Source organism: Halomonas sp. I1 (assembly GCF_032334135.1).
Taxonomy (GTDB): domain Bacteria; phylum Pseudomonadota; class Gammaproteobacteria; order Pseudomonadales; family Halomonadaceae; genus Halomonas.
Genome location: NZ_JAVXUS010000001.1, coordinates 24318 through 42618, shown reverse-complemented (window position 1 = coordinate 42618; position 18301 = coordinate 24318). Strand labels below are relative to the sequence as shown.

At 65.0% G+C, this 18301-nt stretch carries 15 protein-coding genes and 1 riboswitch; of the genes, 8 read left to right on the top strand and 7 right to left on the bottom strand.

The annotated features are described in order from the left end of the window. Positions 1-31: 31 nt before the first annotated feature. Entirely contained in the window at positions 32-1066 is a 1035-nt protein-coding gene (locus tag RSO41_RS00175) for a type I glyceraldehyde-3-phosphate dehydrogenase (RefSeq protein WP_315616584.1), read from the bottom strand. 209 nt (positions 1067-1275) lie between these two features. Between RSO41_RS00175 and RSO41_RS00170 the strand changes: the two genes are divergently transcribed. Next, positions 1276-2328: a class I fructose-bisphosphate aldolase gene (locus RSO41_RS00170; protein WP_275289358.1), complete on the top strand. Its 1053-nt coding sequence runs from the start codon at positions 1276-1278 to the stop codon at positions 2326-2328. 270 nt (positions 2329-2598) lie between these two features. Here RSO41_RS00170 and tkt (RSO41_RS00165) read toward each other — a convergent pair whose 3' ends face one another. From tkt (RSO41_RS00165) to RSO41_RS00150, 4 genes are all read right to left on the bottom strand, one after another. Next, positions 2599-4617 carry a transketolase gene (gene tkt / locus RSO41_RS00165; RefSeq protein ID WP_315616580.1) on the bottom strand — a complete coding sequence of 673 codons (2019 nt, stop codon included), beginning with the start codon at positions 4615-4617 and terminating at the stop codon, positions 2599-2601. Between the two features lie 15 nt (positions 4618-4632). Continuing rightward, positions 4633-5580, bottom strand: a complete 948-nt coding sequence (gene tal, locus RSO41_RS00160) for a transaldolase (protein ID WP_315616578.1) — start codon at positions 5578-5580, stop codon at positions 4633-4635. An 89-nt stretch (positions 5581-5669) separates the two neighbouring features. Continuing rightward, positions 5670-6323 carry a dihydroxyacetone kinase subunit DhaL gene (gene dhaL, locus RSO41_RS00155; RefSeq protein ID WP_315616576.1) on the bottom strand — a complete coding sequence of 218 codons (654 nt, stop codon included), beginning with the start codon at positions 6321-6323 and terminating at the stop codon, positions 5670-5672. A gap of 25 nt (positions 6324-6348) precedes the next feature. Beyond that, positions 6349-7338, bottom strand: coding sequence for a dihydroxyacetone kinase subunit DhaK (locus tag RSO41_RS00150; protein WP_315616574.1), 990 nt, complete (start codon positions 7336-7338; stop codon positions 6349-6351). 415 nt (positions 7339-7753) lie between these two features. Between RSO41_RS00150 and rpiB the strand changes: the two genes are divergently transcribed. From rpiB to RSO41_RS00115, 7 genes are all read left to right on the top strand, one after another. After that, positions 7754-8251 carry a ribose 5-phosphate isomerase B gene (gene rpiB, locus RSO41_RS00145; RefSeq protein ID WP_315616572.1) on the top strand — a complete coding sequence of 166 codons (498 nt, stop codon included), beginning with the start codon at positions 7754-7756 and terminating at the stop codon, positions 8249-8251. Positions 8252-8324: 73 nt separating this feature from the next. Then, entirely contained in the window at positions 8325-9314 is a 990-nt protein-coding gene (locus RSO41_RS00140) for a sugar-binding transcriptional regulator (protein ID WP_315616570.1), read from the top strand. A gap of 246 nt (positions 9315-9560) precedes the next feature. Continuing rightward, positions 9561-10673, top strand: coding sequence for an MDR/zinc-dependent alcohol dehydrogenase-like family protein (locus tag RSO41_RS00135; RefSeq protein WP_315616568.1), 1113 nt, complete (start codon positions 9561-9563; stop codon positions 10671-10673). Positions 10674-10801: 128 nt separating this feature from the next. Beyond that, the gene (locus RSO41_RS00130) at positions 10802-11383 is read left to right on the top strand and encodes a DUF2291 domain-containing protein (RefSeq protein ID WP_315616566.1); all 582 of its coding nucleotides are present in this window, start codon (positions 10802-10804) and stop codon (positions 11381-11383) included. Positions 11384-11414: 31 nt separating this feature from the next. After that, positions 11415-12962 carry a sugar ABC transporter ATP-binding protein gene (locus RSO41_RS00125; protein ID WP_315616564.1) on the top strand — a complete coding sequence of 516 codons (1548 nt, stop codon included), beginning with the start codon at positions 11415-11417 and terminating at the stop codon, positions 12960-12962. Positions 12963-12995: 33 nt separating this feature from the next. Next, positions 12996-14135 (top strand): ABC transporter permease, encoded by a 1140-nt coding sequence (locus tag RSO41_RS00120; protein ID WP_315616562.1) that lies wholly within the window; start codon positions 12996-12998, stop codon positions 14133-14135. A gap of 18 nt (positions 14136-14153) precedes the next feature. Beyond that, positions 14154-15110, top strand: coding sequence for a D-ribose ABC transporter substrate-binding protein (locus RSO41_RS00115; protein ID WP_315616561.1), 957 nt, complete (start codon positions 14154-14156; stop codon positions 15108-15110). Between the two features lie 95 nt (positions 15111-15205). On the opposite strand, the gene RSO41_RS00110 is transcribed toward RSO41_RS00115, so the two are convergent. Together RSO41_RS00110 and tkt (RSO41_RS00105) are read right to left on the bottom strand one after the other, a co-directional pair. Further along, the gene (locus RSO41_RS00110; protein ID WP_410000303.1) at positions 15206-15688 is read right to left on the bottom strand and encodes a 6,7-dimethyl-8-ribityllumazine synthase; all 483 of its coding nucleotides are present in this window, start codon (positions 15686-15688) and stop codon (positions 15206-15208) included. Positions 15689-15797: 109 nt separating this feature from the next. After that, positions 15798-15981: riboswitch (FMN riboswitch) on the bottom strand. 178 nt (positions 15982-16159) lie between these two features. After that, a complete protein-coding gene (gene tkt / locus RSO41_RS00105) occupies positions 16160-18178 on the bottom strand; it encodes a transketolase (protein WP_315616557.1) in 2019 nt (672 codons plus the stop codon). Between the last annotated feature and the right edge of the window lie 123 nt (positions 18179-18301).

Sequence of the window (18301 nt, the reverse complement as noted above, 5' to 3'; positions counted from 1 at the left end):
AGGTTCCTCGTCTGGGAAAGCCGAAGGGAAATCAAGCGTCGGAGGGCGGCACCGGCCCCAGTCGGGCGATGCGGCCGGTGACGTCGAGCATGCGGTTGGCGAAGCCCCACTCGTTGTCGAACCAGCACAGCATTTTGATCAGGCGGCCGCCGGCCACCCGGGTCTGGGTGGCGTCCACGATACCGGAGCGCGGATCGTGGTTGAAGTCGACCGAGGCCATGGGCTCCTCGGTGTAGCCGAGCAGCCCGGAAAGCCGGCTGGCGCTGGCCTCGCGCAGCAGGGCGTTGACGGTCTCGGCGTCGGTGTCGGTGCGCACGCACAGCGACAGGTCCATGGCCGAGACGTTGATGGTCGGCACGCGCATGTGCAGGCACTCGAAACGCTCGGCCAAGTGCGGCATCAGGCGATTGATGCCCCGGGCCAGGCCGGTATCCACGGGCACGATGGAGTGCATCGCCGAGCGGGTCAGGCGCAGGTCGGTCTGGTGGTAGGCGTCGATCACCGGCTGGTCGTTCATCGCCGAGTGGATGGTGGTGGTCACGCCGTGCTCCAGGCCCAGGGCCTCGTCGAGCACCGTCAGCACCGGTACCAGGCAGTTGGTGGTGCAGGAGGCCGCGGAGATCACCCGGCAGCCCGGGGTCAGGTCGGCATCGTTGATGCCAGTGACGATGGTGGCGTCGACATCGCTCTCGGCGGGCTGGGAAAACAGCAGGCGCCCGGCGCCGGCGGCCAGGTGGCGTTCGGCGGTGGCGCGATCCTTGAAGCTGCCGGAGCATTCCAGCACCAGATCGATGCCGAGTTCGTCCCAGGGCAACCGGCTCGGGTCAGGCTCGGAAAGCACCCGGATCGGACGGCCGTCGATCACCAGATGATCGCCGTCGGCCTCGACGTGGCCGGGAAAGCGGCCATGGGTGGTATCGTAACGCGTCAGATAGGCGATGGTGTCCAGCCCTGACAGCTCATTGATGGCCACCACTTCGAGATCGGGCTCGCGACGCTCGATGAGCGCGCGCAGTACGCACTGGCCGATGCGGCCGTAACCGTTGATGGCGATGCGGTGAGCCATGAGGTGCCTCGAAACAAGCTGACGCCGGGAAACTCGAGCTCGCGATTCTAGCGCAAATCCATCCTCGCGTCCCGGGGCTGGACGCGATCTTCCGGCTTCGGCAGTCTGTGGCGGGCGACCCGCATTCGATGGCCGGGCCAGAGCTAGGACACTAGGCTAGATGGTGCATCCCCGTTATCCGTCGAACCACCAAGGAGAGGAAACGCACAATGACCGATATCACACGGCTGCTCGGCGATGAGGCGGACAGCCTGTTGAACCATGAGTGTCGGGGTGTCCCGGCCGGGTCGATCCACCAGCCGGGGCCGGACTTCATCGACCGCGTGATGGCCGATAGCGATCGCAGCCCCCAGGTGCTGCGCAATCTGCAGGCCATCTATGATCATGGCCGCCTGGGTGGCACCGGCTACGTCAGCATCCTGCCGGTCGACCAGGGTATCGAGCACTCGGCCAGTGCCTCGTTCGCGCCCAATCCGCTCTACTTCGATCCTGCCAACATCGTCGAGCTGGCCATCGAGGGCGGCTGCAACTGCGTGGCCTCGACGCTCGGTGGCCTGGCCTCGGTGGCGCGCCGCTACGCCCACAAGATCCCGATGATGGTGAAGCTCAACCACAACGAGACGCTGACCTACCCGGCGGTCTACGACCAGACCCTGTTCGGTCAGGTCGAGCAGGCGCATGCCATGGGCTGCGTGGCGGTGGGTGCGACCATCTATTTCGGCTCGCCCGAGAGTCGCCGCCAGATCACCGAGATCAGCGAGGCCTTCGAGCGGGCCCACCAGCTGGGCATGGTCACGGTGCTGTGGGCCTATCTGCGCAACCCGGCGTTCAAGAAGGATGGCAGCGACTATCATGTCGCGTCCGATCTTACCGGTCAGGCTATCCACATGGCGGCGACGATCAAGGCCGACATCGTCAAGCAGAAGCTGGCCGAAAACAACGGCGGCTACCGGGCGGTCGGGTTCGGCCATACCCATGACAAGGTCTACGACGAACTGACCTCCGACAATCCCATCGATCTGGCGCGCTATCAGGTGGCCAACTGCTACATGGGGCGTATCGGCCTGATCAACTCGGGCGGTGGTTCCAAGGGGCATTCCGACCTGGGCGAGGCGGTGCGCACCGCGGTGATCAACAAGCGTGCCGGTGGCATGGGGTTGATCTCCGGTCGCAAGGCGTTCCAGAAGCCCATGGCCGAAGGCGTCGAGTTGCTCAATGCCATTCAGGATGTGTATCTGGACGACGGCATCACGATCGCCTGATAGAAGATCAGAGCTTCTGAGGTGTAAGTCTCGGTGACGCGAAAGGGCGCGGCCAGTTGGCCGCGCCCTTTGTTTTGATGAGTTCATGAAGGTTGCCGGGTCGATGGCCTTATAGCTTCTTCTGAAGCCCCGCAGATCAGAGATGTCGCCCGGGGCTGATCCGTCGACAGGTCTCCGAGGGGGCGCTGTGAACCCTTCCCTGGGCGCTACCGATGCCATTCATGGCATCGGACCCCCTCTTCGACCTGTCGACGGCGCCCCTCTGTTGCTTCAGTCCTCGGCGTCGTCCAGCAGCTGTTCGGCTTCCTCGACGACGTTGTCGGCGGTGAAGCCGAAGTGCTTGAACAGGTCGCCGGCGGGGGCGGACTCGCCGAAGGTGGTCATGCCGATGACGCGGCCCTCGAGGCCGACGTACTTGTGCCACAGGTCCGGGTGAGCGGCCTCGATGACCAGGCGGTTGCCGACCTCGGCGGGCAGCACGGCCTGACGGTAGGCGGCGTCCTGGGCGTCGAAGACATCGGTGGACGGCATGGAGACCACGCGCACCTGGCGGCCTTTGCCGGCGAGGGCGGTGGCGGCGTCCATGGCCAGGCCGACCTCGGAGCCGGTGGCGATGAGGATCAGCTCGGGCGTGCCAGCGCTGTCCTTGAGAATGTAGCCACCTCGCTGGATATCGGCGAGCTGCTGCTTGTCGCGTTCCTGATGGGGCAGGTTCTGACGCGACAGCACCAGGGCGGTGGGCCCGGCCTGGCGCTTGAGGGCGGCGTTCCAGGCGGCGGCGGTCTCCACGGCGTCGCAGGGGCGCCAGGTCGACATGTTGGGCGTGGTGCGCAGGCTGGTCAGCTGCTCGATCGGCTGGTGGGTGGGGCCGTCCTCGCCCAGGCCGATGGAGTCGTGGGTGAACACGTAGACGCTGCGCACGCCCATCAGGGCCGACATGCGCACGGCGTTGCGCATGTAGTCCATGAAGATCAGGAAGGTCGCGGCATAGGGCACGAAGCCGCCATGCAGGGCGATGCCGTTGGCGATGGCGGCCATGCCGAACTCGCGCACGCCATAGTGCAGGTAGTTGCCGTCGGGGGCGCCTTCCTGCGAGCCCTCGGGGCCGATCACCTTGGCACCGTTCCACACGGTCAGGTTGGAGGGCGCCAGGTCGGCGCTGCCGCCGAGCAGCTCGGGCAGCTGCGGGCCGAGCTCGTTGAGGCAGGCCAGCGAGGCCTTGCGCGAGGCGGTGGTCTCGGCCTTGTCCTGGGCCTGCTCGATCAGCGCTTCGCTGCTCAGCTCGGCGGGCAGCTCGCCCTGCTGGCGGCGCAGGAACTCGCGGGCCAGCTCCGGGTGTTCCTCGGCATAGCGCTCGAAGCGGGCCTGCCAGTCGGCCTGGCGTTGCTGGCCGACCTCGGTGGCATCCCAACCCTGGTAGAGCGCCTCCGGCACATGGAAGGGCGCATGCGGCCAATCCAACTGCTCGCGAGCCGCGGCGACCTCGTCCTCGCCGAGTGCCGCGCCGTGGCAGGACTCCTTGCCCTGCTTGTTGGGCGCGCCGAAGCCGATCACCGTCTTGCAGATGATCAGGCTGGGCTTGTCGTCATGGCTGCGGGCGAGCTCGATGGCGGCCTTGACCTCCTCGGGCTTGTGGCCGTCGACGTTGGGCACCACGTGCCAGCCGTAGGCCTCGAAGCGCTTGGCGGTGTCATCGGTGAACCAGCCCTTGACCTCGCCGTCGATGGAGATGCCGTTGTCGTCATAGAAGGCGACCAGCTTGCCGAGCTGCTGAGTGCCGGCCAATGAGGCGACCTCATGGGAGATGCCTTCCATCAGGCAGCCGTCGCCGACGAAGCAGTAGGTGTGATGGTCGACGATGGTGTGGCCGGGGCGGTTGCACTGGGCGGCCAGGGTACGCTCGGCGATGGCCAGGCCGACGGCATTGGCCAGGCCCTGGCCGAGGGGACCGGTGGTGGTCTCGATGCCCGGCGCATAGCCGTACTCGGGATGACCGGCGGTCTTCGAATGCAGTTGACGGAAGTTCTGCAGCTGCTCGAGGCCGAGCTCGTAGCCGGTGAGGTGCAGCAGCGAATAGAGCAGCATGGAGCCGTGGCCGTTGGACAGCACGAAGCGGTCACGGTCGGGCCAGTGCGGATCGGCCGGGTTGTGCTGAAGGAAATCGTTCCACAACACCTCGGCGATGTCGGCCATGCCCATGGGGGCACCGGGGTGCCCGGAGTTGGCCTTCTGGACGGCATCCATGGAGAGGGCGCGAATGGCGTTGGCCAGTTCGAAACGGGATGGCATTAGGTGGCTCCTGGATCAAAGGCGGTCGGCGATGCGCTGTTCGAGGCTTGCCTGGTCGTCGGCGAAGCGGCGAATACCCTCGGCGAGCTTGTCGTTGGCCATGGCATCCTGGTTATGGCCCCAGCGGAACGCCGTTTCATCGAGTGGCGTCGGCCGTTGGCCGCCGGCTCTTTCCATCGTGACGCCAGGTGTCACCTCGTCGTCGCTGGCGGCCAGCTCCTCGAGCAGTGCCGGCGAGATGGTCAGCCGTGGGCAGCCGGCCAGCGCCAGCACCTGGCCGACGGTGCGGAAGCTGGCACCCATCACCACGGTGTCATAGCCGCCTCGTCCGGCGCGCTGACAGACGTTGCGGACGAAACGCACGCCGGGATCCTCGTCCGGTGTGTAGTCGCGCCCGGTGGCCTGCTTGTACCAGTCGGTGACCCGGCCGACGAAGGGCGAAACGAGAAAGACACCGGCATCGAAGCAGGCCTGGGCCTGGGCGTCGCTGAACAGTAGCGTCAGGTTGCAGTTGATGCCTTCCTTCTCCAGCACCTCGGCGGCACGGATGCCTTCCCAGGTCGCGGCCAGCTTGATCAGCACCCGCTCGCGGCCAATGCCGCGCTGTTCGTAGAGCGCGATCAATTCGTGCGCCTTGTCGATACTGGCTCGGGTGTCGAAGGACAGCCGGGCGGCGACCTCGGTGGACACCCGGCCCGGCACGACCTTGGCGATCTCGCCGCCCATGGCCACGGCCAGTCGATCGACGGCCCGGGCGGCCAGCGCCGGCTTGTCACCCTGCGCAGGCAGCTCGGCCAGTTCCTGCTCGATCAGCGGCTGGTAGCCGGGCATGTCGAAGGCCTTGAGGATCAGGGACGGATTGGTGGTGGCATCCTGGGGCTGGTAGCGCCGGATGGCATCCAGGTCGCCGGTGTCGGCGACGACCAGGGAGTGTTGCTTGAGGGCATCGAGTCGTGAAGCCATGGGTTCTCCACCGGATCAATGGGCGAGGGACGCCCGGACGGTGGCGGGCACCGTCCGGGCGGAGGGTCTGGGAACGGGGCCGCGAGACGTCAGGCGGCGGCTTTTTCGAGATGTCGCTCGGCGCTGTCGGCGAGCCGGACCAGCAGCAGTCGGCAGGATACGGCACCGGCGTCGAGGTGACCCCTGGAGCGTTCCCCGAGCCGGGCGGCGCGGCCGATGCGGGCCTCCAGTTCTCGGGTGGACTCGCAGCCGCGCTCGGCCCCCTGACGCAGACCCTCCAGGGCGGCCGGAAAGTCCTCGCCGCTTTCGGCGGCGCGACGGTAGTCGTCGACTGCGGGGACCAGGGTGTCGAGCAGGCACTTGTCGCCCACCTGGGCGTCGCTGATGCCCTGGAGGGCGGTCAGGCCGCCGGTCAGCATATCGCCGAAGGCCCTGGCATCGAGGGCATCGCGCTCCTTGATGGCGTTGCTCATGCCGAGAAAGAGGCTGCCGTAGAGCGGGCCCATGGAGCCGCCGATCGATCCCATCAGAGTGGTGGCGAGGGTGCCCAGTGCCTTCGAGAAGCCCAGCGACTGGCCCTGGATCGATTCGCCGCACAGGCGAAAGCCCTTGGCCATGTTGATGCCGTGGTCGCCGTCGCCGATGGCGCCATCGACCTCGCTCAGGTAATTGCGGTTTTCGACAATGACATCGACGAGCGCCTCGAGGATGTCGGTGCCGTGAGATGTGTCCAGATATTGCATGGGAGGCTCCCGGGTGTAGAGGCGCTCAGCGCGTGATCGCCAGCGAACGGGCCGGCGCGTCGACGAGGGGCTTGAGCTCGTCGTCGAGCTTCATCACCGTCAGGGTGGCGCCCATCATCTCCAGCGAGGTGAAATAATTGCCGATATCGGCGCGGTGCACGGTAATGTTCTCGGCCTCGAGGCGGTCGGCAATGTGGGCGTAGAGCAGGTTGAGTTCCATGTTCGGCGTGGCGCCGAGCCCCGAGACCAGGACAGCCACGTCGCCGCCGGCGAAGTCCTGGTCGGCGAGTACCGGGTCGCACATCGATCTGGCCATCGAGGTGGCATCGGTGAGCGGAGCCACTTCGATCCCCGGCTCGCCATGGTGACCGATGCCGAGCTCCATGTGGCCGGGTTCGATCGAGAAGTTGGGCTTGCCGTTGGCAGGGATGGTGCAGCTACTCAAGCCGATGCCGATGCTCGAGCAGGCGTCGACGGCCTTCTGGGCCAGGCGAATCACTTCGGCCAGATCGTCGCCGCGAGCGGCGGCGGCACCTCCCACTTTCCACATCATGATCTCGCCGGCCACCCCTCGCCGCTTGTCGCGCTGATCGGCGGGGGCTGAGGCGACATCGTCCCTGGCGACGACCGTCTTGACGTCGATGCCTTCCATTTCCGCCATCTGGCGCGCCATCTTCACGTTCATGTTGTCGCCGGCGTAGTTGCCATACAGGCAGGCGACGCCGCGCCCCCGGTCGGCGGCTCGAAAGGCATCGAGAAAGGCATCCGCGGTGGGTGAGGAGAAAATTTCGCCGATCGCCACGGCATCGCACAGCCCTTCGCCGACGTAGCCCAGGAAGGCGGGCTCGTGCCCGGAACCGCCGCCGGTGACCACGCCGACCTTCTCGGGTGTCTCGCCGGCGTACTTGAGCACCCGGGGATGATCGGTGGCGGCATAGAGCGAGGGGGACGCTCTCAGATAGCCGCGGACCGCGTCATCCACCACGTTGTCGGGGTCGTTGATGATGCGCTGCATGGCGTATTCCTCAGGTTGTGGATTGTTGTCATCGGGGCATGCCTGGATCCCCGGGTGAACATCATGCTGTCGTTGCGTCGGCCCGGCCAGCGGCAGGGCGATGACGAGTTAAACCCATAAATGTTCGATCGATGATCAAATGTTTAGGCTTGTCATCGAGATGTGTCAAGGCCAAGGGAGTGTGGGCGGGTGCGACTTTGGTCGTCACCACTTTTGTCCGACGCCCGATTGATCGTTTATATGTTTGATATTGTTTGATTTTTTAAAGGTCTTTGATATCTCCCGGTGTTTGTCATGCGGTTGCCGCCCTTGTGTTCAGATGATTTTTGGGGTTTACAAATGATCGGTAGCTGATACTTTGAACGCGAAAGGCCGTCGGCGCTGGGTCGATGGCCGGCTACCAGGAGTGCTATCCATGTCTGATTCAACCATGGCCGCGCGGGCGGCAGTGCGCATCGCCCTGGGGGGAGACGAGGCGGCATTCGAGCTCAAGGCGGCGTTGGTCGAGCACGTTCGCTCCTTGGGGTTCGAGGCAGTGGATTTCGGTACCTATAATGCCGAGCCGGTGCTCTACCCCGATATCGCGGTGCGTGTGGCGCGGGCCGTCGCGGTGGGAGAGGTCGACCGAGGGGTGCTGGTGTGCGGTACCGGTATCGGGGTCGCGATCTCGGCCAACAAGGTGCCGGGCATTCGTGCGGCTCAGGCGCATGACACCTATTCGGCGATCAAGGCGCGCTCGAGCAATGATGCCCAGATCGTGGCCCTGGGGTCTCGGGTCGTCGGGGTGGAGCTGGCCAAGAGCATCGTCACCGCTTTTCTCGGCGCCGATTTCGGCGGGGGCGCCTCCAGTGAGAAGGTGGCGCGTATCGCCGACTACGAGCGGGAGTTCTCGCGCGGTTCGCCGAGCGCTTGATCACTGAGGGTTCGACTGATCGCTGTGGTATCTTGTGCCGGTCGCCAGCCACGGATCGCATGAGGCCACCGCTATGAACGAGCGCGTCGAAAACGCCGACATCGCGTTGATGACCGAGATCGCCACTCTCTATTACGTGGAGGGCGAGACGCAGGAAGTCATTGCCAATCGCCTGGGCATCTCGCGGGTCAAGGCGGGTCGCCTGCTCAAGCGGGCGCACGCCGAGGGCATCGTCGATGTGCGGGTACGCCAGCACCCCTCGGTGAGCGCCGAAATCGAGCAGGAATTGATACGCCGCTTCGGCGTCAAGCGTGCCCTGGTGGCGCTGGATCATGCGGACCCGGATGTGCAGCGCTCGGGGGTGGCCAGCCTGGTCGCCGATCATCTGTCGCGGACGTTGCACGATGGTTCCATCGTCGCCGTGGGTATGGGGCGCAATGTCGGTGCCGTGGCGGACAATGTCTTCGACCAGGGTGAGCGCAAATGCTCGTTCGTCTGCGCGATCGGAGGTTCGTTGCGGGCCGGCGAGTACATGAACCCTGATCATATCTGTCGACGCCTGGCGATGAAGTTTGGCGGCGACAGCGAGACGCTCTATGCGCCGGCCCTGGTGCAGAATCCCGAGCTGCGTGATGCCATGTACGAGAACTCCACCGTGCGACAGACGCTGGATCGTGCGCGGCGCGCCGACACGGCGCTGATCGGGGTGGGGGATCTCAGTGAGGACAGTAACATGGTGCGCATGGGGTGGTTTTCGCCGCAGGAAATCGCCGAGGCTCGGCTGTCGGGCACAGTGGGCGACATGATGGGGTATGACTTCATCGACTTGCACGGCCAGCCTGCGCGCACGCCGATGCAGGGACGGGTGATCGGCCTGACCATCGGGGATCTGGCACGGATTCCCGATGTCGTCGCCATTGCCAGTGAAAACACCAAGGCCGCCGGCATCCTGGGGGCGCTGCGGACCGGTGTGATCGATACCCTGGCCACCAGTGTCACCAATGCGCATACCATCCTGCGCCTCGATGAGGCGACGCCTGCCGCAGCAACCGGCGAATCTTGAATGATCATATGTTCACATTGATGATCCAGTGAACACCTATTTTTTGGCTGCCATTCGTGCTCCACTCTTGATCGTTGTTTCTCCCTCTCCATTAAAACCAATAAAAACAATATATTAAAAAGTACCCCTAAAGTATTAGGCAAAAAATCCAGTGAGTTCGTTGACCCGGCTATACTGAAAAGCGTTAATTCATTTGAGCAACACAAGATCAAATGATAAGCCAGCGCGAGCTCAGTGGAGGCCCTCATGAACGACACTCTCCCCCAAACCACGACCGCGGATGCCACCATCCCCGACACCATGAGCGCCATCGTGGCCTATGCCCCGGGTGACTACCGGCTGGAACAAGTGGCGGTGCCGGAAGTCGGCGAGAAGGAAATCCTGATCAAGGTGGAGGCCTGTGGGATCTGCGCCGGCGACCTCAAGGCCTTCGAAGGCGCGCCCAGCTTCTGGGGTGACGAGGAGCAGCCGGCCTATATCAAGGCGCCGATGATTCCCGGGCACGAGTTCATCGGGCATGTGGTCAAGATGGGGCCCGGGGCTCAGGGCTTCGAGGTCGGTGACCGCATCATCTCCGAACAGATCGTACCGTGCTGGGACTGCCGTTTTTGCCATCGTGGCCAGTACTGGATGTGCGAGCGACATGATGTCTATGGCTTCCAGCACAACGTCAATGGCGGCATGGCCGAGTACATGAAGTTCCCCGCCGAGGCGATCAATCACAGGCTGCCGGACGACCTGCCCATGGAGAAGGCCGTGCTCGCCGAGCCGTATGCTTGTTCCATGCACGCCGTGAAGCGTGCCCAGATCGAGCTGGGCGACGTCGTCGTGCTGTCCGGTTCCGGCACCCTAGGGCTCGGCATGATCGGCCCGATCAAGAAGTCCGGCCCCTCTCGGCTGGTAGTGCTGGACCTGAACCCCGAACGATTGGAACTGGCAAAACGGTTCGGAGCCGATGTGGTGCTCAATCCCGCCGAGGACGATGTGGTGTCGATCATCAAGGAGATGACCGGCGGCTACGGTTGCGACATCTATATCGAGGCTACCGGCGCGCCCAAGTCGGTGGAGCAGGGGCTGTCGATGCTGCGCAAGCTCGGACGGTTCGTGGAGTTCAGCGTCTTCAAGGATCCGGTGACGGTGGACTGGAGCATCATCAGTGACCGCAAGGAGCTCGATGTGCTGGGAGCCCACCTGGGGCCTTATTGTTATCCGCTGGTGATCGAGGGGCTCGAGAATGGCGATTGCCCGACCGAGGACGTGGTGACCCACACACTGCCGCTGGCGCGTTTCCACGATGGCATCGAGTTGATGAGACACGACAAGCAGGCTCTCAAGGTCGTCCTGATCCCGGGCGAGTGAGGCACGTTGCCCGGCGCCGATGGAGCCGGGATAGCCAGTGAACAACAAGAGGTCGCTTCATCATGAGTTCACCAGTCGATGCCGGGTCGGTGCCTCGCGCCGGAAAGAGACGAGGACGTGTCGCTGTCATGGCCGTTGCGGTCGTCGTGCTGGCGGCCATGGTACTGGACACGACGGTGGTACCGATTGGCTCGCAGCAGGAAGACGGGTTTTCCGCCGAGCGTTACGGCACCAAGCAATTTCCTGTCATACGTGAAAGCGTCGAAGAACGGGCCGTGGAAGCCGCTGAGCTGTCGGCCGCCGTTGCCGAGGACAAGGCCGCGGCCGGGGAGCGCTATGGTGTACCGGCGGGCATCGGGCCGGTGGTGCCCGTGACCTTCACCGGGGTGGTCGGTGAGGGCAAGGCCGGGGTCTATTCGGTCGACGTCGAAGGCGTTCCCGATGACCTGACGATCCGCGTGCAGACCGGCCCGGCCATCAATGGCTCCGACCTGCGGGATGCCACCGGCGACATCGAGTTCGGCCAGTTCACCAACCAGATCGAATATCAGAATGCCGGCGCGGCGATCAACGACGCGATGAAGGCACAGGTGCTCTCGGCGCTCGATACCGATGCCCTGGTCGGCGAGACGGTTTCGGTCACCGGGGTCTTCAAGTTGATCAATCCGAATAACTGGCTCGTGACGCCTGTCAGCTTGAGCGTGCAGTGAGCGAGCCCTATCCATGACGGACGAATCTGCCATGAGCCACAACGATGATACGCCCCGGGAGGACGTCGCCGGCGAGGCCATTCTATCGGCGCGCCATGTCGCCAAGTCCTTCGGTAATGTCCACGCCCTGAAAGCGGTGAACTTCGATGTGCACCGCGGTCAGGTCACGACCCTGTTCGGCGAGAATGGCGCCGGCAAGTCGACGCTGATGAAGATCCTGTCGGGGGTGATTCGACCCACGTCCGGCGAGATTCTGCTCGAGGGCCGGGCGGTGAGCTTCGCCTCGACGAGCGAAGCGCAGCGGCTCGGCATCTCGATCATTCACCAGGAACTGAGCCTGGCGCCGAATCTCAGCGTTCGCGACAACATCTTCATGGGGCGCGAGTTGGGCGGGTCGACCGGTGTCGATTACACCGAGGAAGAACGCCAGACGCGCCTGCTGATGGAGGAGCTCGACGAGCCCATCGATCCGCTGACCCCCGTGGAGGAGCTGCGCCTGGGGCAGCAGCAGATCGTCGAGATTGCCCGGGCGCTGTCGGCGAATTCGCGCATCCTGATCATGGACGAGCCGACCTCGGCACTCTCCGCCACGGAGGTGGAAGTGTTGTTCCGGGTCATCCGCGACCTCAAGCAGCGCGGGGTCTCGATCGTCTACATCTCTCACCATCTCGAGGAAGCGCTCACGATCACCGACCACGCGGTGGTGCTGCGCGATGGCATCATGACGGCCTATGCCCCGCGTCGGGACATCGATCTGGAATGGATCGTGCGCAACATGGTCGGTGAGGGCTTCGATCTCGGTTCGCCGCCCACCGGCTACGAGATGGGCGACGTCGCACTGTCGCTGCGCGAGGTGTCGGTGCCGGATGCCACGGTACCGGGACGTTCGGCGGTCGATCACCTGTCCCTCGATGTCCGTGCGGGCGAGATCGTCTGTATCTATGGCTTGATGGGGGCGGGGCGCACCGAGCTGCTCGAGAGTGTCGCCGGGCGCATCCCGCTGACGGAAGGTGAGGTCATGCTCGACGGCCATGACGTCTCGCGCCTGAGCATCGCCGAGCGGATCGATCAGGGCCTGGTGCTGGTGCCCGAGGACCGGCAGCGCGACGGACTGGTGCAGACGATGTCGGTCGGCGAGAACCTGTCGCTGGCCAGTATCGGAGCCTTCACCCGTGGGCTGTTCACGTCGCGGCGGCGGGAGAGCGACGTCGTCGCGTCATCCATCCGCAATGTACATATCAAGACCGACGGCGGGGAGGCCGGCATCGGCTCTCTGTCGGGCGGGAATCAGCAGAAGGTCGTCATCGGCAAGATGCTGGCCACCAACCCCCGGGTCGTGCTGCTCGACGAGCCGAGCCGAGGCATCGATATCGGCGCCAAGGCCGAGGTCTTCGGGCTGCTCAGTGAAGGCGCCCGCCAGGGTCTCGCCGTCGTCTTCTCGACGTCCGAGGTCGGCGAATGTCTGAGCATTGCCCACCGGGTCGTGGTCATGAGCCGAGGGCGGATCGTGGCGGAGTTCGGGGCCGGTGTCACCAAGGCTGAGATCATGGCCGCCTCGGGCGAATCCGTGGCCGCGTAAACCTTATAAATAGTAATAGCGGAGTGCATGATAATGACGGATACCAGCCAAACTGCCGGCTCCCGCAGAGAGGGCCTCGACCTGGGGCGCCTGCTGCTCGAGGGCCGCGCCTTCTTCGCCCTGATCGCGATCATCGTCATTTTCTCGATCCTGTCGCCGGTCTACTTCTCGGTGGACAACTTCCTGACCATGTCGTCTCACGTGGCCATCTTCGGCCTGCTGTCGATCGGCATGCTGCTGGTCATCCTCACGGGGGGCATCGATCTGTCCGTGGGCTCGACGCTGGGGTTCGCGGGCGTCTTCGCCGGCTTTCTGATGCAGGGAGTGTCGTTCGAGATCTTCGGGGTGGTGGTCTATCCGCCGGTATGGGCGGTGGTCATCCTGACCTGCGCCATGGGGGCCTTCGTCGGTGCGATCAACGGCGTGCTCATCGCCTACTTCAAGGTGCCGGCGTTCGTCGCGACCCTGGGCATGCTCTATGTGGCCCGCGGCGTCGCCCTGCTGATGACCGATGGCCTCACCTACAACAACCTCGGCGGTAGTCCCGAGCTCGGCAATACCGGCTTCGATTGGCTCGGTTTCAACCGCTTGTTCGGCATTCCCGTCGGCGTACTGGTTCTGGCAGCCGTGGCGATCGTCGCTCTGCTGGCGTTGACCCGGACGCCGTTCGGGCGTTGGGTCTACTCGACCGGCGGCAATGCCCGGGCGGCGGAGCTGTCGGGGGTGCCGGTCAAGCGCGTACAGGTGTCCGTCTATGTGCTGTCGGGCATCTGCGCCGCCATCGCCGGGCTGGTGCTGTCGTCACAGCTGACCTCTGCCGGACCGACGGCAGGGACCACCTACGAATTGACCGCCATCGCCGGGGTGGTCATCGGCGGGGCGGCATTGACCGGCGGACGTGGCAACGTGCGGGGCACCCTGCTCGGGGCCTTCGTGATCGGCTTCCTTTCGGATGGCCTGGTGATCATCGGCGTCTCATCCTACTGGCAAACCGTGTTCACCGGCGCCGTCATTGTCCTCGCCGTGCTGCTCAACAGCATCCAGTACAGCGGTCGGAAGAAGCGCTCGACGTCTTCCGACGGCACAGCCTCCTCTCCGCAACGAGAGGCCAAGTCCCGCGGGGCGGAACCCGCCGCGGAAAGCACTGCCGTGAACCCGGCATCACAATCATAAGACCCAAGGGTGACCACTATGCTCATGAAAGGAAAACGCCTGCTGATCGCCGCCCTCGCCGTGACCGCGCCATTGGTGGCCGGTGTCGCCGCGGCCCAGGACAAAGGGCTCATTTCGATCATCGTCAACGATACCTCGAACCCCTACTGGTTCACCGAAGGCAAGATCGCCGAGGCCACCGCCGAGGAGCTCGGTTACGAGGCCAACGTGAGTTCCCACACCGGCGATACCAATACCGAAAGCAACCAGGTCGATACTGCGATCACCAACCAGGCCAAGGCCATCATCCTCGACCCCGCCAATGCGGATGGCTCGATCGGTGCGGTGCGCAAGGCAGTCGATGCCGGCATACCGGTGTTCATCGTCAATGCCGAGATCAACCAGCAGGGTCTGGCCAAGGCGCAGCTGGTTTCCAACAATGCCCAGGGGGCGGCCCTGGGGGCCCAGCAATGGGTACAGAGCGTCGGCGACGAGGCGGCGTATGTGGAACTGAAGGGGGCACCTTCCGACAACAATGCCGCCACCCGCTCGAATGGCTATGACACCGTGCTCAGCCAGTATCCGAGCCTGGAGCTGGCTGCCTCGGACGTGGCCAACTGGGACCGTACCCAAGGCTATAGCAAGACGCAGAGCATGCTGCAGGCCAATCCCGATATCGATGGCGTGATCAGCGGCAACGACGAAATGGCCCTGGGTGCCATCGCGGCACTGAAGGAGGCCGGCAAGCTCGAAGGCGTGGTGGTCGGTGGTTTCGACGGCTCGCCGGACGCCGTGGAGGCGGTCAGGGCCGGAGAGATGGCCTATACGGTGCTGCAGCCGGTCGCCATCTTCGCCGAGGCGTCAGTGCGCATGGCCGACAAGTTCATTCGTACCGGTGAGACCGGTCTCGAGAGCGAGAAAAAACTTTTCGATTGCATGCTGATCACCAAAGAGAACGTGGATCAGTACACCGACCCCTTCGTGCTCGAGCAATAACTCGGACGATTGCCAGGACGGAGTATCCGCTTCTGGCATGTCGAGCCTCAGGCGCCGCCAGGGTTTCTGGCGGCGTTTTTTGACGATACGCCTTGTCAGGCGTCGATCAGCTTGCGTGTCTGACGCAGGTTTTCCAGCGTCTGGGCACAGGCTTCGGCGGCCTCGCGGCCCTTGGTCACGAAGTGCTCATGGAAGAACGCCGTGTGAGTGGCGTGCTCGTGGAAGTGGTGCGGGGTGAGCACCACCGACAGCACCGGTACCTCGGTGTCGAGCTGGACTCTCATCATGCCGTCGACGACCGCCTGGGCGACGAAGTCGTGGCGATAGATGCCGCCGTCGACCACGAAGCCGGCGCCGACGATGGCGTCGAAGCGACCGCTTCTGGCCAGCAGCTTGGCTTGCAACGGGATTTCGTAGGCGCCCGCGACGCTGAAGGTCTCGACGTGCTCGTGCTCGATTCCATGCTGCTCGGCGAGGGTGGCGATGAAGGCCTCTCGAGCCTGGCCCACGATGTCGCTGTGCCAGCTGGCCTGGATAAAGGCGATGCGGGGGGAGTGATCGGTATTCGACTGATTCATGGTCTGCCTCATTACGTTACCAGAATCAGGGCATGCGGAACCCTCGCCGGGCTGACGGTGGTGACTGGCGACACGAAAGCATCGCAAGTACGGGTCGCCTCGTCCAAGGTGCCGTTCTCTTTCATCCGGACTGTCACCGTCGGCTTCGGCGTTTCACCGAATCTGCTGACCCCGATGTTCGTTGCGCTGCAGCGATATCGGGCGCTCGCGGGCTTGTGCGCGCCTTCTCTGTCACTGAAGGGAAGGGCGCCATCACCGCCGGTGGGGACTTTCACCCCGCCCTGAGAACAGTGGCCATATGTGGCCGTGCTCTATTCTACGTATGCCAGCGAGCGGGCGCCAGATGTCACCCGGGGCTGATCCGTCGACAGGTCTCCGAGGGGGCGCTGTGAACCCTTCCCTGGGCGCTACCGATGCCATTCATGGCATCGGACCCCCTCTTCGACCTGTCGCCGGCGCCCCTCTGTTGCTTCAGTCCTCGGCGTCGTCCAGCAGCTGTTCGGCTTCCTCGACGACGTTGTCGACGGTGAAGCCGAAGTGCTTGAACAGGTCGCCGGCCGGGGCGGACTCGCCGAAGGTGGTCATGCCGATGACGCGGCCCTCGAGGCCGACGTACTTGTGCCACAGGTCCGGGTGAGCGGCCTCGATGACCAGGCGGTTGCCGACCTCGGCGGGCAGCACGGCCTGACGGTAGGCGGCGTCCTGGGCGTCGAAGACGTCGGTGGACGGCATGGAGACCACGCGCACCGCGCGGCCCTTGTCGGCGAGGGCGGTGGCGGCGTCCATGGCCAGGCCGACCTCGGAGCCGGTGGCGATGAGGATCAGCTCGGGCGTGCCGGCGCTGTCCTTGAGAATGTAGCCACCTCGCTGGATATCGGCGAGCTGCTGCTTGTCGCGTTCCTGATGGGGCAGGTTCTGACGCGACAGCACCAGGGCGGTGGGCCCGGCCTGGCGCTTGAGGGCGGCGTTCCAGGCGGCGGCGGTCTCCACGGCGTCGCAGGGGCGCCAGGTCGACATGTTGGGCGTGGTGCGCAGGCTGGTCAGCTGCTCGATCGGCTGGTGGGTGGGGCCGTCCTCGCCCAGGCCGATGGAGTCGTGGGTGAACACGTAGACGCTGCGCACGCCCATCAGGGCCGACATGCGCACGGCGTTGCGCATGTAGTCCATGAAGATCAGGAAGGTCGCGGCATAGGGCACGAAGCCGCCATGCAGGGCGATGCCGTTGGCGATGGCGGCCATGCCGAATTCGCGCACGCCATAATGCAGGTAGTTGCCGTCGGGGGCGCCTTCCGTCGAGCCCTCGGGGCCGATCACCTTGGCGCCGTTCCAGACCGTCAGGTTGGAAGGCGCCAGGTCGGCGCTGCCGCCGAGCAGCTCGGGCAACTGCGGGCCGAGCTCATTGAGGCAGGCCAGCGAGGCCTTGCGCGAGGCAGTGGTCTCGGCCTTTGCCTGGGCCTGCTCGACCAGCGCCTCGCTGGTCAGTTCGGCGGGCAGTTCGCCCTTCTGGCGGCGCAGGAACTCGCGGGCCAGCTCGGGATGGGCCTCGGCATAGCGCTCGAAGCGAGTCTGCCAGTCGGCCTGGCGCTGCTGGCCGGCCTCGGTGGCATCCCAGCCCTGGTAGATGGTCTCCGGCACATGGAAGGGCGCGTGGGGCCAGTCGAGCTGCTCGCGGGCGGCGGCGACTTCGTCCTCGCCGAGCGCCGCGCCGTGACAGGACTCCTTGCCCTGCTTGTTGGGGGCGCCGAAGCCGATCACCGTCTTGCAGATGATCAGGCTGGGCTTGTCGTCGTGCTGGCGGGCCAGCTCGATGGCAGCCTTGACCTCCTCGGGCTTGTGGCCATCGATGTTGGGTACCACGTGCCAGCCGTAGGCCTCGAAGCGCTTGGCGGTGTCGTCGGTGAACCAGCCCTCGACCTCGCCGTCGATGGAGATGCCGTTGTCGTCGTAGAAGGCGACCAGCTTGCCGAGCTGCTGGGTACCGGCGAATGAGGCGACCTCGTGGGAGATGCCTTCCATCAGGCAGCCGTCGCCGACGAAGCAGTAGGTGTGATGGTCGACGATGGTGTGGCCGGGGCGGTTGAACTGGGCGGCTTGGGTGCGCTCGGCGATGGCCATGCCGACGGCGTTGGCCAGGCCCTGGCCGAGCGGGCCGGTGGTGGTCTCGATGCCCGGGGCGTAGCCGTACTCGGGGTGGCCGGCGGTCTTGGCGTGCAGCTGGCGGAAGTTCTGCAGCTGCTCGAGGCCGAGCTCGTAGCCGGAGAGGTGCAGCAGGGAATAGAGGAGCATGGAGCCGTGGCCGTTGGAGAGCACGAAGCGGTCACGGTCGGGCCAGTGCGGATCGGCCGGGTTGTGCTGGAGGAAATCGTTCCACAGCACCTCGGCGATATCGGCCATGCCCATGGGGGCGCCGGGGTGGCCGGAGTTGGCCTTCTGAACGGCATCCATGGAGAGGGCGCGAATGGCGTTGGCCAGTTCGAAACGGGATGGCATTGGGGTTGCTCCTCGCCTGCGGCGGTAGTCTGAGAACACCTTCCGGCCGGGGACTGGGCCGGGCATGTATCTGGCTGGATGCGCCGCGAGACGCGGGCGGCGCGGCCGAATTCGGTCGCTTAT

Coding starts and splice junctions, on each gene's coding strand:
- RSO41_RS00175 (WP_315616584.1), bottom strand. CDS start 1,066: ATGGCTCACCGCATCGCCATCAACGGTTACGGCCGCATCGGCCAGTGC.
- RSO41_RS00170 (WP_275289358.1), top strand. CDS start 1,276: ATGACCGATATCACACGGCTGCTCGGCGATGAGGCGGACAGCCTGTTG.
- RSO41_RS00135 (WP_315616568.1), top strand. CDS start 9,561: ATGAACGACACTCTCCCCCAAACCACGACCGCGGATGCCACCATCCCC.
- dhaL (WP_315616576.1), bottom strand. CDS start 6,323: ATGCAATATCTGGACACATCTCACGGCACCGACATCCTCGAGGCGCTC.
- RSO41_RS00150 (WP_315616574.1), bottom strand. CDS start 7,338: ATGCAGCGCATCATCAACGACCCCGACAACGTGGTGGATGACGCGGTC.
- RSO41_RS00120 (WP_315616562.1), top strand. CDS start 12,996: ATGACGGATACCAGCCAAACTGCCGGCTCCCGCAGAGAGGGCCTCGAC.
- RSO41_RS00130 (WP_315616566.1), top strand. CDS start 10,802: ATGGCCGTTGCGGTCGTCGTGCTGGCGGCCATGGTACTGGACACGACG.
- tkt (WP_315616580.1), bottom strand. CDS start 4,617: ATGCCATCCCGTTTCGAACTGGCCAACGCCATTCGCGCCCTCTCCATG.
- rpiB (WP_315616572.1), top strand. CDS start 7,754: ATGTCTGATTCAACCATGGCCGCGCGGGCGGCAGTGCGCATCGCCCTG.
- tal (WP_315616578.1), bottom strand. CDS start 5,580: ATGGCTTCACGACTCGATGCCCTCAAGCAACACTCCCTGGTCGTCGCC.
- RSO41_RS00140 (WP_315616570.1), top strand. CDS start 8,325: ATGAACGAGCGCGTCGAAAACGCCGACATCGCGTTGATGACCGAGATC.
- RSO41_RS00115 (WP_315616561.1), top strand. CDS start 14,154: ATGCTCATGAAAGGAAAACGCCTGCTGATCGCCGCCCTCGCCGTGACC.
- RSO41_RS00110 (WP_410000303.1), bottom strand. CDS start 15,688: ATGAATCAGTCGAATACCGATCACTCCCCCCGCATCGCCTTTATCCAG.
- tkt (WP_315616557.1), bottom strand. CDS start 18,178: ATGCCATCCCGTTTCGAACTGGCCAACGCCATTCGCGCCCTCTCCATG.
- RSO41_RS00125 (WP_315616564.1), top strand. CDS start 11,415: ATGAGCCACAACGATGATACGCCCCGGGAGGACGTCGCCGGCGAGGCC.